Origin of the sequence: Stenotrophomonas sp. FR010 (genome assembly GCF_047520755.2) — a bacterium.
Taxonomy (GTDB): Bacteria; Pseudomonadota; Gammaproteobacteria; order Xanthomonadales; family Xanthomonadaceae; genus Stenotrophomonas; species Stenotrophomonas sepilia.
This window is the reverse complement of record NZ_JAXBQT020000021.1, coordinates 20,751-35,675: the sequence shown is the minus strand read 5'-3', so window position 1 is coordinate 35,675 and position 14,925 is coordinate 20,751. Positions and strand designations below refer to the sequence as shown.

16 protein-coding genes are annotated in these 14,925 nt (G+C 66.0%); 9 read left to right on the top strand and 7 right to left on the bottom strand.

The genetic code is table 11. The features are described 5' to 3' along the window. Window positions 1-40 precede the first annotated feature (40 nt). From ACM0PK_RS17015 to ACM0PK_RS17000, 4 genes are read left to right on the top strand one after another with little or no spacing between them, the layout of a single operon-like run. Complete coding sequence (locus ACM0PK_RS17015; protein WP_005415691.1) at window positions 41-220, top strand: type II toxin-antitoxin system antitoxin; 180 nt, start codon at window positions 41-43, stop codon at window positions 218-220. Then, entirely contained in the window at window positions 217-396 is a 180-nt protein-coding gene (locus tag ACM0PK_RS17010; protein ID WP_005415690.1) for a DUF4177 domain-containing protein, read from the top strand. Before ACM0PK_RS17015 ends, ACM0PK_RS17010 begins: the two co-directional genes overlap by 4 nt. 3 nt (window positions 397-399) lie before the next feature. Further along, entirely contained in the window at window positions 400-993 is a 594-nt protein-coding gene (locus ACM0PK_RS17005; RefSeq protein ID WP_414606842.1) for a PH domain-containing protein, read from the top strand. A 9-nt stretch (window positions 994-1,002) separates the two neighbouring features. Beyond that, window positions 1,003-1,812 (top strand): M15 family metallopeptidase, encoded by an 810-nt coding sequence (locus ACM0PK_RS17000; RefSeq protein ID WP_414606843.1) that lies wholly within the window; start codon window positions 1,003-1,005, stop codon window positions 1,810-1,812. A 409-nt stretch (window positions 1,813-2,221) separates the two neighbouring features. Here the strand turns inward: ACM0PK_RS17000 and ACM0PK_RS16995 are convergent, their stop codons facing one another. The 4 genes from ACM0PK_RS16995 to ACM0PK_RS16980 all read right to left on the bottom strand — a co-directional run bounded on the left by ACM0PK_RS16995 (window position 2,222) and on the right by ACM0PK_RS16980 (window position 5,845). Then, window positions 2,222-2,593, bottom strand: a complete 372-nt coding sequence (locus ACM0PK_RS16995) for a DUF423 domain-containing protein (protein ID WP_019659313.1) — start codon at window positions 2,591-2,593, stop codon at window positions 2,222-2,224. 105 nt (window positions 2,594-2,698) lie between these two features. Next, window positions 2,699-3,772, bottom strand: coding sequence for a polyketide cyclase (locus tag ACM0PK_RS16990; RefSeq protein WP_005415686.1), 1,074 nt, complete (start codon window positions 3,770-3,772; stop codon window positions 2,699-2,701). A 235-nt stretch (window positions 3,773-4,007) separates the two neighbouring features. Continuing rightward, entirely contained in the window at window positions 4,008-4,649 is a 642-nt protein-coding gene (locus ACM0PK_RS16985) for a response regulator (RefSeq protein WP_006424175.1), read from the bottom strand. After that, complete coding sequence (locus ACM0PK_RS16980) at window positions 4,649-5,845, bottom strand: sensor histidine kinase (RefSeq protein WP_414606844.1); 1,197 nt, start codon at window positions 5,843-5,845, stop codon at window positions 4,649-4,651. The genes ACM0PK_RS16985 and ACM0PK_RS16980 overlap by 1 nt, the downstream gene beginning before the upstream one ends. A 151-nt stretch (window positions 5,846-5,996) precedes the next feature. On the opposite strand from ACM0PK_RS16980, the gene ACM0PK_RS16975 reads away from it, so the two are divergent. Genes ACM0PK_RS16975 through ACM0PK_RS16955 form a run of 5 tightly spaced genes read left to right on the top strand, consistent with a single transcriptional unit; the run spans window position 5,997 to window position 9,020 of the window. Continuing rightward, window positions 5,997-6,593, top strand: a complete 597-nt coding sequence (locus tag ACM0PK_RS16975) for a GNAT family N-acetyltransferase (RefSeq protein WP_111201659.1) — start codon at window positions 5,997-5,999, stop codon at window positions 6,591-6,593. Next, entirely contained in the window at window positions 6,539-7,384 is an 846-nt protein-coding gene (minC, locus tag ACM0PK_RS16970) for a septum site-determining protein MinC (protein WP_049413254.1), read from the top strand. Before ACM0PK_RS16975 ends, minC begins: the two co-directional genes overlap by 55 nt. A gap of 34 nt (window positions 7,385-7,418) precedes the next feature. After that, complete coding sequence (gene minD / locus ACM0PK_RS16965) at window positions 7,419-8,228, top strand: septum site-determining protein MinD (RefSeq protein WP_005415682.1); 810 nt, start codon at window positions 7,419-7,421, stop codon at window positions 8,226-8,228. 2 nt (window positions 8,229-8,230) lie between these two features. Further along, complete coding sequence (minE, locus tag ACM0PK_RS16960) at window positions 8,231-8,491, top strand: cell division topological specificity factor MinE (RefSeq protein WP_005408532.1); 261 nt, start codon at window positions 8,231-8,233, stop codon at window positions 8,489-8,491. 46 nt (window positions 8,492-8,537) lie between these two features. Further along, entirely contained in the window at window positions 8,538-9,020 is a 483-nt protein-coding gene (locus ACM0PK_RS16955; RefSeq protein WP_414606845.1) for a hypothetical protein, read from the top strand. Between the two features lie 161 nt (window positions 9,021-9,181). Here ACM0PK_RS16955 and ACM0PK_RS16950 read toward each other — a convergent pair whose 3' ends face one another. The 3 genes from ACM0PK_RS16950 to ACM0PK_RS16940 all read right to left on the bottom strand — a co-directional run bounded on the left by ACM0PK_RS16950 (window position 9,182) and on the right by ACM0PK_RS16940 (window position 14,841). Next, window positions 9,182-10,426 carry a DUF819 family protein gene (locus ACM0PK_RS16950; protein ID WP_088496843.1) on the bottom strand — a complete coding sequence of 415 codons (1,245 nt, stop codon included), beginning with the start codon at window positions 10,424-10,426 and terminating at the stop codon, window positions 9,182-9,184. A gap of 140 nt (window positions 10,427-10,566) precedes the next feature. Beyond that, the gene (locus ACM0PK_RS16945; RefSeq protein WP_414606846.1) at window positions 10,567-12,645 is read right to left on the bottom strand and encodes an alpha/beta hydrolase family protein; all 2,079 of its coding nucleotides are present in this window, start codon (window positions 12,643-12,645) and stop codon (window positions 10,567-10,569) included. Window positions 12,646-12,876: 231 nt separating this feature from the next. Beyond that, the gene (locus ACM0PK_RS16940; RefSeq protein WP_414606847.1) at window positions 12,877-14,841 is read right to left on the bottom strand and encodes an OPT family oligopeptide transporter; all 1,965 of its coding nucleotides are present in this window, start codon (window positions 14,839-14,841) and stop codon (window positions 12,877-12,879) included. Between the last annotated feature and the right edge of the window lie 84 nt (window positions 14,842-14,925).

Genomic DNA, 14,925 nt, shown 5'->3' with positions numbered 1-14,925 from the left:
CCTCGCAACGGGGCGCCCCACCGCCCCGCCAGGAGCTTGCATGAGTGAGAAGAAAGCCTACCCGCTGCGCATCAATGCCGACGTCCTGGCCGCCGCGCAACGCTGGGCTGACGACGAGCTGCGCAGCCTCAACGCGCAGATCGAGTATGTGCTGCGCGACGCCCTGCGCAAGGCAGGACGCCTGCCGAAACCCACGCCATCTTCGGAGGACAAGGAATGAGCAAGCGTTGGAGCTACCAGACGATCGAGGTCAAGACGTCCATGATGGGCCTGCTCAAGGCCGAGGACATCCAGAGCGAACTGAGCCGCCAGGGCCAACTGGGCTGGGAGCTGGTCAACATCATCATCCCCGCACCGATGCGCCCGGCGATGCTGGTGTTCAAGAAGGAGGCCTGAGCCATGGGCGCCAGCGATCCGAAACAGTACGAGGTGGCCGAGAGCTCGCCGTTGCGCGTGCTGTGGATCGTGCTGCCCCTGCTCGCCGCCTTCGTGGCCTGCTTGTATGCGCAGCTGTACAAGACGCCGGCCAGTGCCCCCTGGATCGAAGTAACGCTGTCGCCGCCCTGGTTCCGGATGGGCGGCAGTGCCGCCTGGAGTCTGCTGGTGATCGCGGTACTCGGCATCGGGTTGGGCGCAGCATTCTTCCGTCGCCGGGTGGAACTGGCCGACAACGTGCTGGATGTGCGCTCGACGATGTACCGCCGCCGCGTTGCGGTGGCGCAGCTGCGGCTGGACCAGGCCGAGGTGGTCGACCTGCAGCGTGACCCCCGCTATGGCATCCGCTTCAAGACCAACGGCTACGCAATGCCGGGCTTCTATTCCGGCCACTTTCGCCTGCAGGGCGGTGCCAAGGGCTTCGCGCTGGTCACCAACCGCGCGCGCGTCCTCGCCCTGCCGGTCCGCGATGGCAGCACCCTGCTGCTCAGTCTCGATCGGCCACAGGCGCTGCTGGAAGCACTGCGCAAGGTGGCCGTGCCGGGCCCGCGGCAGTAAGCTGCGGCGATGCAACGACGCCTGCCCCTGCTGATCAATACCGAAGCCATCGAACTGTGGCCCGCAGACCTGCTGCGTGCGCGCAGCAATCTCGACGCGCGCGTGCTGTCACGAGCGAACTGGGTGCTGCGGCGCAAATGCGATGGCCGTTACCTGGCGGCGGTGGTGGAACACGGCGTGCACGCCATGGTGCCGCGCCTGGCGCGCGAGCCCGGGGCCGAGGAAGCACTGGCCTTGCTGGATGCAGCCGCGGCCCGGCCATTCGGTGCAAATCTGGAAGCGCAGTGGCTGCCCCTCGCCGGGCTGCAGCAGCGCCTGCAGCAGCTCGGCCTGGATGCCCAGCGCTATGTCGACGACAGCGGCCTGCCGCTGGAACCCGAACCGTGCCTGCTGCACTTCGCTGGGCGCGACCGCTTCGCCCGCCCGCTGTGGCTGCGCCGCGGCGCTGCACAGGGCTGGCGGCGGATGCGCCTGCATGCAGCGCGCGATGGCATCGCACTGGATGCAATCTCTGGCTTCCGCAGCCATGCCTACCAGCTGGGCATCTTCGAACGGAAACGGGCGCGCGGGCTGAGCGTGACGGAGATCCTGAAGGTGAATGCCGCGCCGGGGTTCAGTGAACACCACAGCGGCCACGCGCTGGACATCGGCACGCCGGGCGATGCCCCGGCCGAGGAATCATTTGAAGCCACCGACGCGTTCGCCTGGCTGCAGGCCCATGCCGCTGGGCACGGCTTCCGGTTGAGCTACCCGCGTGACAACCCGCACGGCATCGTCTACGAACCGTGGCACTGGTGCTGGAAACCGGCCAACGGCTGAGCCCCTCGTGACGGTCGCAGGGCGAAATTCATGGAGCTGTCCGGGCGGATTCCGCGCGCGCCCACCACGAGATGGAACAAGAAGGCAAAGACAGAAGCCGGTCGCTTCGCTCGAAGCCTCTATAAGGGATCAGCGCGCGGCTGTTGGGTCCGCCTTCAAGCGAGCCGAGCACCGCAGGTCCGGTGAGGGCGAAGAGGTGCGTGCGATTCTGTAGAGCCGAGCCACGCTCGGCTGCTCTCCGCACCGCCCCTCGACGGGCCGAGGAGCGCAGGGGACCGATGCACAGCACCGGCTCGCGGCCGGCGGCGCGTTTCTTTGGGTTACTTTTCTTTTCGCGCGAAAAGAAAAGTAACGCCCATGAACCATCACGATCGCATCGGCATGGATCGGAGCGACAGCCCTGCGACCCTCACCGCCTCAACGCATTGATCGCCAGCAACACCCATCCGGCCATCATGCTGGTGCCACCGATCGGCGCCATCCGTGTCGGCCACTGCCACAACGCCCCACCCACCAGGCTGCCGGAAAACAGCAGGACCCCCAGCAGCAGCACGTACAGCGCCAGGTGTGCGATCGCCCCCTGCGCGCGCGGCCCAAGCGCCACCAGCACCGCGCCATGCGCGAACGCATACAGCGCCGCCATGTTCAGATGCTGCTGCGCCAACGGGTCGGCTACGCCATGCGATGCATAAGCAGACAGGCCGATCGAGGCGGCAGCCAACAGCGCCCCCAGGCAGGCCAGCAGGGAAGGCTTACGTGCGCGACGTTCCAGATTGAACATGAGGGCTCCTTGCGAAGCGCCCCTTGCCGGGCGCCGGATGAAAAAAAAACGCGCCGCAATGAGCGGCGCGTTTTCGTGTCCAACACTACATGGGTCAGCGGGGGATTACTTGACGGCCCAGTAGATGTCGTAGGTACCTTCCGGGGTGAACGACTTGTCGATGCCGTCCTTCCAGGTTTCGTACGGACGGTCGATGACTTCGTTGCCCGAGGTCACGGCCCAGGCACGCAGGCCGTTGCGCGCCACGTCCAGACCCGCCATGTGGCCGGTGTAGGCCGCATGCGCCGAACGGTGCGGAGCAACGTGCACGTACTTGACCGGAGCGCCGCCGTCGATCTTGACGGTCAGCTCGTCGGCAGCAGCACCTTCAGCACCCTTCTTCTTCACCGGCTGGGCGATGTCGAAAGCGTACTTCTCCTGGCCGAAGTCGGTGGTGATGATGCGGAACGGACCGGCAGCTTCAAGGCCATTGGCCTCCATCACGCGCTTGATCCACTCCTGGTTGTCCTTGATGGACTTGGTGATGGTGTCCTGACCGCGGTCCACGTTGCCGGCGTTGACCACCAGCAGGTTCTCGGCCGGCACTTCAACGATGGCCAGGTCGGTCAGCGGGGCTTCCGGCGTGCGGTAGTCCACGTTCGGCACGGTTGCGAGCATGTTGGCCATGCGCGACAGACCCATCTTGATGTCATCGCCGATCTGGCGGCTGACATACAGGCCGGCGTAACGGCCGAACAGGTCGAAGCCGTACTTCACCGAGTAGTCCTGGGTGATCTTGACGTTGCGACCGCCCTTGCCGGTCGGCTCCAGGTTGAAGGTGGTGACCTTGTCGTGACCCTTGGTGGCGTCCTCGATGGCGATCACAACACGCTTGTTCTCTTCGGCTTCGGTGATCTTCCAGGAACCGGTACCCAGGTCCTTGGAGGTGAAGTCGAGGGTGGCACCGACACCCGAGGCCGGGCCGGACAGCTTCAGATCAACGGCGGGATCGCGCAGTACCAGCGGGTTCCAGTCCTTGAAGCGGCGCAGGCTGCTGACCGTGTCGTACACGATCGTCATCTTGCGGTTGGTCTCGATGCTTTCGGTGATGTGACGCTCGCCCGGCAGACATACGCCAATGATGACGAACAGGCCAGCCACGATCCCCAAGGCGATCAGGAACTCGATAATACGGGTCATTCAGAGAGTCTCCGGGGCCGATCCCACGGCCGGGTTGATTGAAGCGAAGCGCCAATCCTAGCAGGCTTCGCGGGCATTGTTTATCGGGATTGGCGCACCGGTTTCCCTGCCGGCTGCGTATTTGTATGGACAAAGGATTCGAAGGGTAACGCATACCGCTACCCGGCAAGTAGGGGGCAACCTTGGCGGAAACCCCCGACCACGACCCAAGTCTTTGTACTTGAAAGATTTTTTCTCAGACCAGCTGGAGTTCGAACGCCTTCAATACGGCACGCGTACGGTCGCGCACACCCAGCTTGGAAAGGATGTTGGACACGTGGTTCTTGATGGTGCCCTCGGCGACGCCCAGCGAATTGGCGATCTCCTTGTTGGAGAAGCCACTGGCCATCAGCCGCAGGATCTCGGTCTCGCGGTCGGTCAGCGGGTCCGGGCGGTCCAGGCTGACGAATTCATTGCGCATGTGCTCCAGGCCGGACAGCAGGCGCTGGGTTACCGCCGGCTGCACCAGCGATCCCCCGTCGGCCACGGTGCGGATGGCACCGACCAGCTGTGCCAGGGTGACGTCCTTGAGCAGGTAGCCCTTGGCACCGGCCTTGAGCCCGGCCAGCACCAGCTGGTCGTCGTCGAAGGTGGTGAGGATGATGGTCGGCGGCAGCTGTTCCTGCCGCGACAGCACCTGCAGGGCCTCCAGCCCCGACATCACCGGCATGCGCATGTCCATCAGCACCACGTCGGGGCGTACCTGGGGGATCAGCTCGACCGCCTGCCGGCCGTCGCCGGCCTCGGCCACCACCTCGATGCCGTCGTCGAGCGCCAGCAGGGAGCGGATTCCCTGCCGCACCAGGGTTTGGTCGTCGACCAGGCAGACGCGAATCATCAACGCACTCCTTCAGGAACCTTGGTAAGGGCCGCCACCAGCACCGTTGCCGGCACCGTCGCCCGCAGCCGGAAACCCTCACCGGGGCGGGTTTCGATCTGCAGCTGGCCACCACATTGTTGCAGGCGCTCGCGCATGCCGCGCAAGCCATTGCCCACATTGACCATATCCGCGCCGACGCCGTCGTCGCGCGCCTCGACCACCACCCGATCGGGGGCTTCACGGTACACCCTGATCCACAGGTGGCGGGCACTGGCATGGCGCACCGCGTTGGTGATGATCTCCTGGGTGCAGCGCAGCAGTACGTGGGCCCGCTGCGGGTCCTCCACGTTCAGCGGATCCTCGATCTCCAGCTGGATGTCCAGCGAGGGCACGTTCTCGGTCAGCGGGCGCAGCGCCGCAGCCAGATCGATCGCGCCGGTCTCGCGCAGCTGCCTCACCACCTCGCGCACATTGCCCAGCAGTAGCTTGGCCAGCGCGTGCGAGCGCTTCACGTGATCGAGGGCCTGGCCCTCGGCCAGGTGCCCGGCGACCTCCAGGTTCAGGGTCAGCGCGGTCAGCTGGTGGCCCAGCAGGTCATGCAGTTCGCGCGAAATGCGGGTGCGCTCGTTGACCCGCGCGCTCTCGGCCAGCAGGGCGCGGGTGGCGCGCAATTCCGAATTAAGCCGGCGCTGCTCGTCGCGGGCCTCGGTCTGCTGCCGCGCGACCAGGCTGGTCACGAAGATGAACATGGAGAAGCCGCCGTACAGCAGCGACTGCATCACCGCTTCGAACAGCGGGAAGCGCAGCAGCAGGTAATAGACCGGAGCCACGGCCAGCTGGCTGACCAGCAGCCACAGCACCCCCAGCCGTACCGACAGCATCCACGGAATGACCCCGGCGGCCACCATCATCAGGATGCTGCCCAGGCCCGACCCGCTGAGGAAGCTGACCCCCAGCGCCGAGACCGTCAGCAACAGCAGCAGGCCGCGGTCCAGCCAGCTGGTGTGGCTGTCGCTGCGCAGGATGCGGGTCAGCCAGTAGTAGGCCGTGCCGAAGGACAAGTAGGCGACGAACAGCAGGATCGCCCAGCCGCCCATGTCAGCGCGGCTGTGCAGGTTCTCGAACTGCGAGTACGCCAGCGGCAGGCCGACCATGACCCAGGTGAACAGGCCGGCCAGGCGGAGGACGCGGGTATGGCTGAGGACTCCCAACATGCCAGCACTCTACGGGCCCGGCCTGCGTCGCGCACTCCCACGGAAGTCATGCCTCCGCAGTCGCCTGTTCATGCCGCAGCCCACCCCGGGCATGCAATAATCGTGCGCAGGGTCCCTTGATGGACCAACCGCGTTACCCCACGGAGTCACAATGTCGATTGTCATCCGCGACGTGCGCGAGCACGAGCTCGATTCCGTCCTGGCTTTGAACAACAATGCTGGCCTGGCCATCCTTCCCCTGGATGCGGCCCGCCTGCACCTGTTCTATGAGACCGCTGAATACTTCCGCGTCGCCGAGCGCGACGGCAACCTGGCCGGCTTCCTGATCGGCTTTGGCAGCGACAGCCAGCACGACAGCAGCAATTTCGCCTGGTTCAAGCAGCAGCTGGACACCCCGTTCTTCTATATCGACCGCATCGTGGTCGCCAGCCGCCGTCGTGGCGGCGGCGTCGGCCGTGCGTTCTATGCCGACGCGCAGAGCTTCGCCGAACTGCGCTACCCGCAGATGACCTGCGAAGTCTTCCTCGACCATGGCGCCGATGCCGCCCTGCTCTTCCACGGCAGCTTCGGCTTCCGCGAGCTGGGCCAGAACACGATGCCGCAGGTCGATGTGCGCGCCAGCATGCTGGCCAAGGAACTGTGCAGCTACCCCTGGGTCAAGGAGACCTACGGCGGCAAGCTGCCGGATGTGGCATGGACACGCGCACGGCAGCTGCCGGCGCAGGCACAGCGGCCGACGGGGACCTGAGCGTGGCGGTGAATTTCGATTACGAACAGGCCGGTGAACTGAAGATCGGCCAGGTGGGCATCGCCAACCTGCGCATCCGTACCCTTGATGTCGAACGCCTCGTGCAGGAAATGCGCGAGCGCGTGACCCGCGCCCCGAAGCTGTTCGGCCGCGCCGCGGTGATCCTCGACTTCGGCGGCCTGAGCCAGGTGCCGGATGTGGCCACCGCGCAGGCGCTGGTCGATGGCCTGCGCAGCGCCGGCGTGCTGCCGGTGGCGCTGGCCTATGGCACCAGCGCGATCGATCTGCTCTCGCAGCAGCTCGGCCTGCCGCTGCTGGCCAAGTTCCGAGCGCAGTACGAGCGTGCCGAGGCCGAACCGGCCCCGCCGCCGCCTGCACCGGAGCCGCGCCGCGCAGCCCGTGCCGAACCGAAGCCGGCCCCGGCAACGCCGGTGGCCAAGGTGGCCGACGCGGCTGCACCAAAGCCGGGCCGCATGCAGCTGGGCAACGTGCGTTCGGGCCAGCAGCTGTACGCGGAGAACTGCGACCTGACCGTGATGGCCACCGTCGGCGCCGGCGCCGAGGTCATTGCCGATGGCAGCATCCACATCTACGGCACCCTGCGCGGCCGCGCGCTGGCAGGGGCCCAGGGCAACACTGCGGCACGCATTTTCTGCCGTGATTTCCATGCGGAACTGGTCGCCATTGCCGGCCATTACAAGGTACTGGACGATGTCCCGGACAACCTGCGCGGCAAGGCCGTGCAGGTCTGGCTGGAACAGGACCAGATCAAGATCGCTGCGCTGGACTAACGCAGCCCCAAACAGAATCATCAGGAGAAGTCCTTTGGCTGAAATCATCGTAGTCACCTCCGGCAAGGGCGGCGTCGGCAAGACCACTTCCAGCGCGAGCCTGGCCTGCGGCCTGGCGCGGCGCGGCAAGAAGGTGGCGGTGATCGACTTCGACGTCGGCCTGCGCAACCTCGACCTGATCATGGGCTGCGAACGCCGCGTGGTGTATGACTTCGTCAATGTCGTGCACGGCGAAGCCACCCTCAAGCAGGCCCTGATCAAGGACAAGCGCTTTGACAACCTGTACGTGCTGGCCGCCTCGCAGACCCGCGACAAGGACGCACTGACCCAGGAAGGCGTGGGCAAGGTCCTGAAGGACCTGGCCGCCGACGGTTTCGACTACATCATCTGCGACTCCCCGGCCGGCATCGAGAAGGGTGCCTTCCTGGCGATGTATTTCGCCGATCGTGCGGTGGTGGTGGTGAACCCGGAAGTGTCGTCGGTGCGCGACTCCGACCGCATCATCGGCCTGCTCGACTCGAAGACCCACAAGGCCGAGTCCGGCCAGGACGTGCCGGCCTTCCTGCTGCTGACCCGCTACACCCCGCTGCGCGTGGAAAGCGGCGAGATGCTGAGCATCGCCGACGTCGAGGAAGTGCTCGGCCTGAAGGCGATCGGCGTGATTCCGGAATCGGGCGACGTGCTCAACGCCTCCAACAAGGGCGAGCCGGTCATCCTGGATGTCGAATCCGCTGCCGGCCAGGCCTATGAAGACGCCGTCGCGCGCATCCTCGGCGAAGAACGCCCGATGCGCTTCACCAACGTCGAGAAGAAGGGCTTCTTCAGCAAGCTGTTCGGAGGGTAAGCATGGGCCTGTTTGATTTCCTCAAAGCGAAGAAGACCACCGCCGAAACCGCCAAGAACCGCCTGCAGATCATCATCGCGCAGGAACGCAGCCACCGTGGTGGCCCGGACTACCTGCCGCTGCTGCAGCGCGAGCTGCTGGAAGTGATCAAGAAGTACGTGAACATCGACGTCGATGCGGTGAAGGTCGACCTGGTAAAGGATGGCCAGCACGACGTGCTGGACATTTCCGTGGCGCTGCCCGAAGGCCCGGACAAACCCTGATCCCCTGCCCCGCCCGTGCCTGCATGGGCGGGGCTGTCTGACCCGCATGACCGATACTACAACCGCCGTGGACATCACCTGCGTGGGCGACATCGCCTTCGCCGACGCGCAGCGCCTGCTCGCCGCGCATGGCCTTCGGCTGCACCACGTGGCGCCCGGCGAACCGATTCCCGGCAGTTACTGGGGCGAGCCAGAGGCCGGCATCATCGCCAGCAACGTGTACGTACGCGATGACACGCCCGTGCACTCGATGCTGCATGAGGCCTGCCACCTGATCGTACTGCCGCCGGAACCGCGTGCGCAGGTGCACACCGATGCCACCGACTCGGTGGCCGAGGAAGACGCGACCTGCTACCTGCAGATCGTGCTGGCCGGGCAGCTGCCCGGTGTCGGCAGCCAGCGGCTGATGGCCGACATGGATGCGTGGGGATATACGTATCGGCTGGGATCTACGAAAGCGTGGTTCGAACAGGACGCCGAAGACGCGAAGGCGTGGTTGATCGAACGCGGATTGCTGCAGGCGGCGTAACCGCCGCTGGTGGGTGCGGACCTTGGTGCGCACCATTCATGCATGGCGTGGATCTACTGTAGAGCCGAGCCCATGCTCGGCTGCTCTTCGCTGTTACCTGCACAAATGCAACCGAGCGCGGGCTCGGCTCTACAGGATCTGCCCCATCGCCCCGTGCACAATCACCCCTGCCCGGCCAGCGTCCGCAAGGTAATGCCGACGATGTAGGCCAGGTACGTGCCGGTGGCATAACCCATCGTTCCCAGCAGCACGCCGACCGGCGCCAGGGCCGGATGGAACGCCGCGGCCACCACCGGCGCCGAGGCTGGGCCACCAATGTTCGACTGCGAACCGATGGCGAAATAGAAGAACGGCACCTTCAGCAGCTTGCCCAGGCACCACAGCAGCACGATGTGCACGCTGATCCAGATGATGCCCAGCAGGAACAGCCACGGGCGGTCCAGCAGCGCCAGCAGATCCATCTGCATGCCGATGCAGGCGATCAGGAAGTACAGCAGCAGCGAGCCCAGGCGCGATGCGCCCGCGCCTTCCAGGTTGCGCGCACGGGTGAAACTCAGGCTGAGGCCGAGCGTGGTCGACAGCACCACCACCCACACGAACGGCGCGTCCAGGCTGAACTGCGCAGCCCAGCTGACATTCGCCTTGAACCACGCCGCCAGCGGTGCGCCAATGGCGTGAGCCAGGCCGACACCGCCGAAGGCCACCGCCACGATCAGCATCAGGTCGGTCAGGCTGGGAATGCGTTCGTGTTCGGCCTGGAAGCGCGCGATGCGCTCCTTCAGCTCATCGATGGCCGAGGTATCGGCGCCACTGCGCGCGTCGATCTTCGCCGCGCGCCCGGCCAGGAAGATCAGCGCGGCCATCCATACGTAGCCGACCCCGACGTCGACCACCGCGAACTGTCCGAAGGTGGTCGCATTGACGTCGAACACTTCACGCATCGCCAGCATGTTGGCGCCGCCGCCGATCCAGCTGCCCGCCAGCGCGGCCATGCCGGCCCAGGTGTCTCCGGCCACGGTTTCCGGATGCACGGCACGCATCAGCAGGAACGCCACCACCGCACCGAGCATGATGCTGGCCGAGGCACCCAGGTACATCAGCACCAGCTTCGGGCCAAGCCGCAGGATGCCCTTGATGTCGACCGCAAGGGTCAGCAGGATCAGCGCCGCCGGCAGCAGGATGTCGCGCGCGATCGGGTTGTAGAGCCGGGTGTTCTGCCCGTCGATCAGGCCCACAGTGTTGTAGATGCCGGGAATCAGGTAACACAGCAGCAGTGCCGGCACGAAGGTGTAGACGCGCTTCCACAGGCCCTGCTCTCGCGAGGCGGTCCAGAACACGGCGCCAAGGGTGGCGGCAATCAAACCGAAGACGACGATGTCGTTCTGGATCAGGGCAGTCGAAGGCATGCAGGCGCTCTGGTAGAGCCGGCCGCTGGCCGGCTGCTGTTGGCGGCAGATCCGGAAGGTGCACCGACCAACGGTCGGCACCCACCGGTAAAGCAGAGGGTGAAACAAAAGCGCCGCCCCGAAGGGCGGCGCTGCAATCATCAATTGCCGATGTGCTGCTTCAGCCAGGCATTGACGGTGTCATGCCACAGGATGCTGTTGTTCGGCTTCAGCACCCAGTGGTTTTCATCCGGGAAGTACAGGAACTTCGATTCGATGCCCTGGCGCTGGGCGGCGGTGAATGCGGCCAGGCCCTGCTCGACCGGAATGCGGAAGTCCTGCTGGCCGTGGATGACCAGGATCGGCTTCTTCCAGTCCGCCACGTGGTTGACCGGGTTGAACTTCTCGTAGTTGGCGGCCTTCTGGTACGGCGTGCCGCCCTGTTCCCACTCGGTGAACCACAGTTCTTCGGTGGCGTAGCCCATCATGCGCTGGTCGAACACGCCGTCGTGGTTGACCAGGCACTTGAACGGGCCGTTCCAGTTGCCGGCGATCCAGTTGACCATGAAGCCGCCGTAGCTGGCGCCCAGCGCGCAGGCCTTGTCACCGTTGAGGAAGGCGTACTTCTTCAGCGCCGCATCCCAGCCCTTCTGCAGGTCTTCCAGCGGGCGGTCGCCCCAGTGCTGGCTGATCGCATCGGTGAATGCCTGGCCATAGCCGGTGGAGCCGTGGAAGTCGATCATCACCACCGCGTAGCCCTGGCCCGCGTAGGTCTGCGGGTTCCAGCGGTAGCTCCAGCCATTGCCGAAGCTGCCCTGCGGGCCGCCGTGGATCAGGAACGCCACCGGGTAGGACTTGCCTTCCTGGTAGTTGTGCGGCTTGACCACGTAGCCGTGCACGGTGTCGTTGTTCCAGCCCTTGAACTCGAACTGCTCGTAGTCGCCGAAGGACACGTCCTTCAGCACCTCGCCTGCGGCCGGGGTCAGCGCGCGCAGTTCGCCGATGGCTTCGCCCGTGGCCGGCAGCAGGCCGACCAGCACCTGGTCGTTGCTCTTCAGGCTGTTGCGGGTGATCGCCACGCTGTTGCCGGCCACGTCGACCGCGGTCACGCTGCCGTCGCCGATCAGCTTGGTGGCCTTGCCGCTGGCCACGTCGATCTGGAACAGCGGGTGTTCGCCGAGATCATCGGCAGTGGTGTAGATGCTGGCGCCGTCGGCGGACAGGGTGATGCCACCGGCCGAACGATCCCACTGCGGGGCAATCTCGCGGGTCTTGCCGCTGGCAACGTCCATCGCCATCAGGCCGAAGCGGTCGGCCTCGAAGCCCGGGCGCTTCATCGCGCGGTAGAACAGCGTCTTGCCGTCGGCACTGAACACCGGGCCGGCATCCCAGGCCGGGTTGGAGGCCGTCAGGTTGACCGGCGCCTGCTTGCCGGCGGCGTCGAAGCGGTACAGGTCGAAGTTGGTCGACCACGGCTCCTGCTTGCCGGCCACGCGGATGCTGGCCACCACGCTGGCGCCGTCCGGCGACCAAACGAAGTCGTCATTGCCGCCGAACGGCTTGGACGGCGCATCACCATCGATGGTCGCGCTCAGCGCCGAAGCGCCCTTGACTGCACCGGCCTTGGCTGCCGGCAGCGGAGCGACGAACAGGGTGTTGCGGCGACCGTCGTTCCAGGTGTCCCAATGGCGCACGAACAGCGAATCCCACACCTGGCCGCTGGCTTTGGCGTCCTTCTTTTCCTTCAGCTTCTTCTCGGTGCAGGCCAGGTCCGAGGCGCAGGCCTGGAACACGCCGGCGCTGAACAACACGCGGTCGTCCTGCGGCGACACACGGTAGCTGTCCACGTCGACCGGGAAGTCGGTCAGCTGGCGCGGGGTGCCGCCGCTGATCGGCTGCGCGTACAGCTGCTGGCTGCCGTTCCTGGCACTGAGGAAATACACGGTCTGGCCATCGGCCGACAGCGAAGCGGAATTGACGTTCCAGCCGGCCGGGGTGATCTGCTTCGGCGGCGCTGCGTCGCGGGTGCGCAGGTTGCGCGCGTACAGCGCGGTGGAGGCTTTCAGATTGGCATCCACGCTGCGCTTGGCGAACACCACGGTGCCGCCGTCAGCGGTCAATACCGGCGCGGAGACGCGGTCCATGGCCACCATGTCGCGGACTTCCAGGCCACGGGCAGCGGCGACGCTGGGCAGGGCGGCCAGCAGGCTCAGTGGCAGCAGGGCATGACGCAGTTTCATCGGGGTCTCCGCAGGACGGCAAAAAACCGATGGTAGGCCCGCATGGCCGGGGCTGCCAAGGCCATCGGTCATGGCTGCAGGCGGGCAATCGCCAGAAACAGCAGACCCCGCCGAAGCGGGGTTTTGCGGTAGTGCCGGCCGCTGGCCGGCAACACTAAGGCCCTTGGAGGTTCCGTGGTTGCCGGCCAGCGGCCGGCACTACCCATTGAACCCAGGGTCAGAGCCCGCCGCTTACGCCTTGGCGTACTTGCCGGTGCGGTAGATCAGCCAGCCGACCAGGAACAGCACGGCCAAGCCGATCCACTGTGCGCCCGGCAGGTGGAACGGCACCGCCAGCACGTCGGCACGGCTGCTGATCACGATCGGAATCGCGATGGCGATGCCCATCAGCGCCTCACCGGTGATCAGGCCGGCGGCAAACAGCACGCCCGGCTTGTGCACGCGGTCGCGGCCTTCTTCGTCATCGGCGCGCACCTTGTGGAAGCGCTCGACCAGATGGGCGATCAGGCCGCCGAGGAAGATCGGCACCATCAGTTCCAGCGGCAGGTAGATGCCGATGGCGGCAGCCAGCACCGGCACGCGGAAGCGCGCGTTGCGCGACTTCAGCCAGCTGTCGAAGGCGATGATGGCAGCGCCGACCACAGCACCGATGCCGATGAAGGTCCACGGCAGTTCACCACCGAACAGGCCCTTGGCCACCGAGGCCATCAGGTTGGCCTGCGGCGCAGCCAGCGCGTTCGGGTGCAGCTCGGACTTCACGCCGATGCCGTAGGCAGTGGCCAGCAGGTTCAGTACCGGGGCCATGATCAGCGCGCACGAGAACGCACCGATGCCCAGCATCAGCTGCTGCTTCCACGGGGTGGCACCGACGATGTAACCGGCCTTGAGGTCCTGCAGGTTGTCACCACCGACCGCAGCGGCACAGCACACCACCGCACCAATCATGATCGCGGCCACCGCGCCCAGCGGCGCCCCGCCGGCACCGACCGGCTTGAGGCCGTCAGCGCCCAGCAGCACGACCAGCACGGCCGAGGCGAACAGGATGGTGGAGATGGTGATGCCCGAGACCGGGTTGTTGGACGAACCGATCAGGCCGGCCAGGTAGGCCGAGACCGAGACGAATAGGAAGCCGGCGACGATCATGATGAGGGTCATCGGGATCGACACGTGCCACTGGCCGACGATGGCCTGATACAGGGCCAGCAGCGGCAGCACGAACGCCACCAGGGCGACCAGCATCCACTTCATCGGCAGGTCGCGCTCGGTATGCGCCAGCACGGGGCCACCACTCTTGCGGGCCGCGGCGAAACCGCTCTTGACGCCGTTGAGCAGCGACTTGCGCAGCGAGATCAGGGTCCAGATGCCACCGATCAGCATCGCACCAACGCCCAGGTAGCGCATCTTCGCGCCCCAGATGGCGAACGCGGCCTCGGTGGAGGAAGCCGCAGCAACCGACGCGGCCAATGCCGGATCGGTGTTCATGAAGAACGCCTGGTAGATCGGAATGGCGATGTGCCAGGTCAGGATCGAGCCGGATACCACCACGATGCCGACGTTGAGGCCGACGATGTAGCCCACGCCCAGCAGTGCAGGCGACAGGTTGGTGCCGATGAAGGCGGTGACCTTGGAGCTGCCGACATAGGCCGAGGTGGCCCAGGCGTCCGGGATCAGGCGCATGCCGCTCTCCGCAGCCAGCTTGACGAAGGCGCCGATCACCGCCGACAGGCCCAGGATCTTCAGGCCCGGACCCGGGTTCTCACCGGCCTTGAGCACTTCCGCCGCCGCCTTGCCTTCCGGGAACGGCAGCGGGTCTTCAACGATCATCGAACGGCGCAGCGGCACCGAGAACAGCACGCCCAGCAGGCCGCCCAGGCCGGCGATGCCCAGCACCCACCAGTACTTGAAGTCCGGCCAGTAGCCCATGATCACCAGCGCCGGGATGGTGAAGATCACACCGGCGGCGATCGATGAACCGGCCGAGGCACCGGTCTGCACGATGTTGTTTTCAAGGATGGAGCCACCGCCCAGCAGGCGCAGCACGCCCATGGAAATCACCGCGGCGGGAATGGCGGTGGCGATGGTCAGGCCTGCGAACAGGCCGAGGTAGGCGTTGGCGGCCGACAGCACCACCGCCAGCACGGTGGCCAGGGCCACTGCGCGGAAGGTGAGCTGCTTGGGCGCAGCGTCGTGGTTCATGGAAGCCCCTGCTGGCAAAAAATCCCTGTCACGCTAGCGTTCAGGGCAGATCAAGTCCAGCGTGCCAAAGGATGGGGGCGTGCG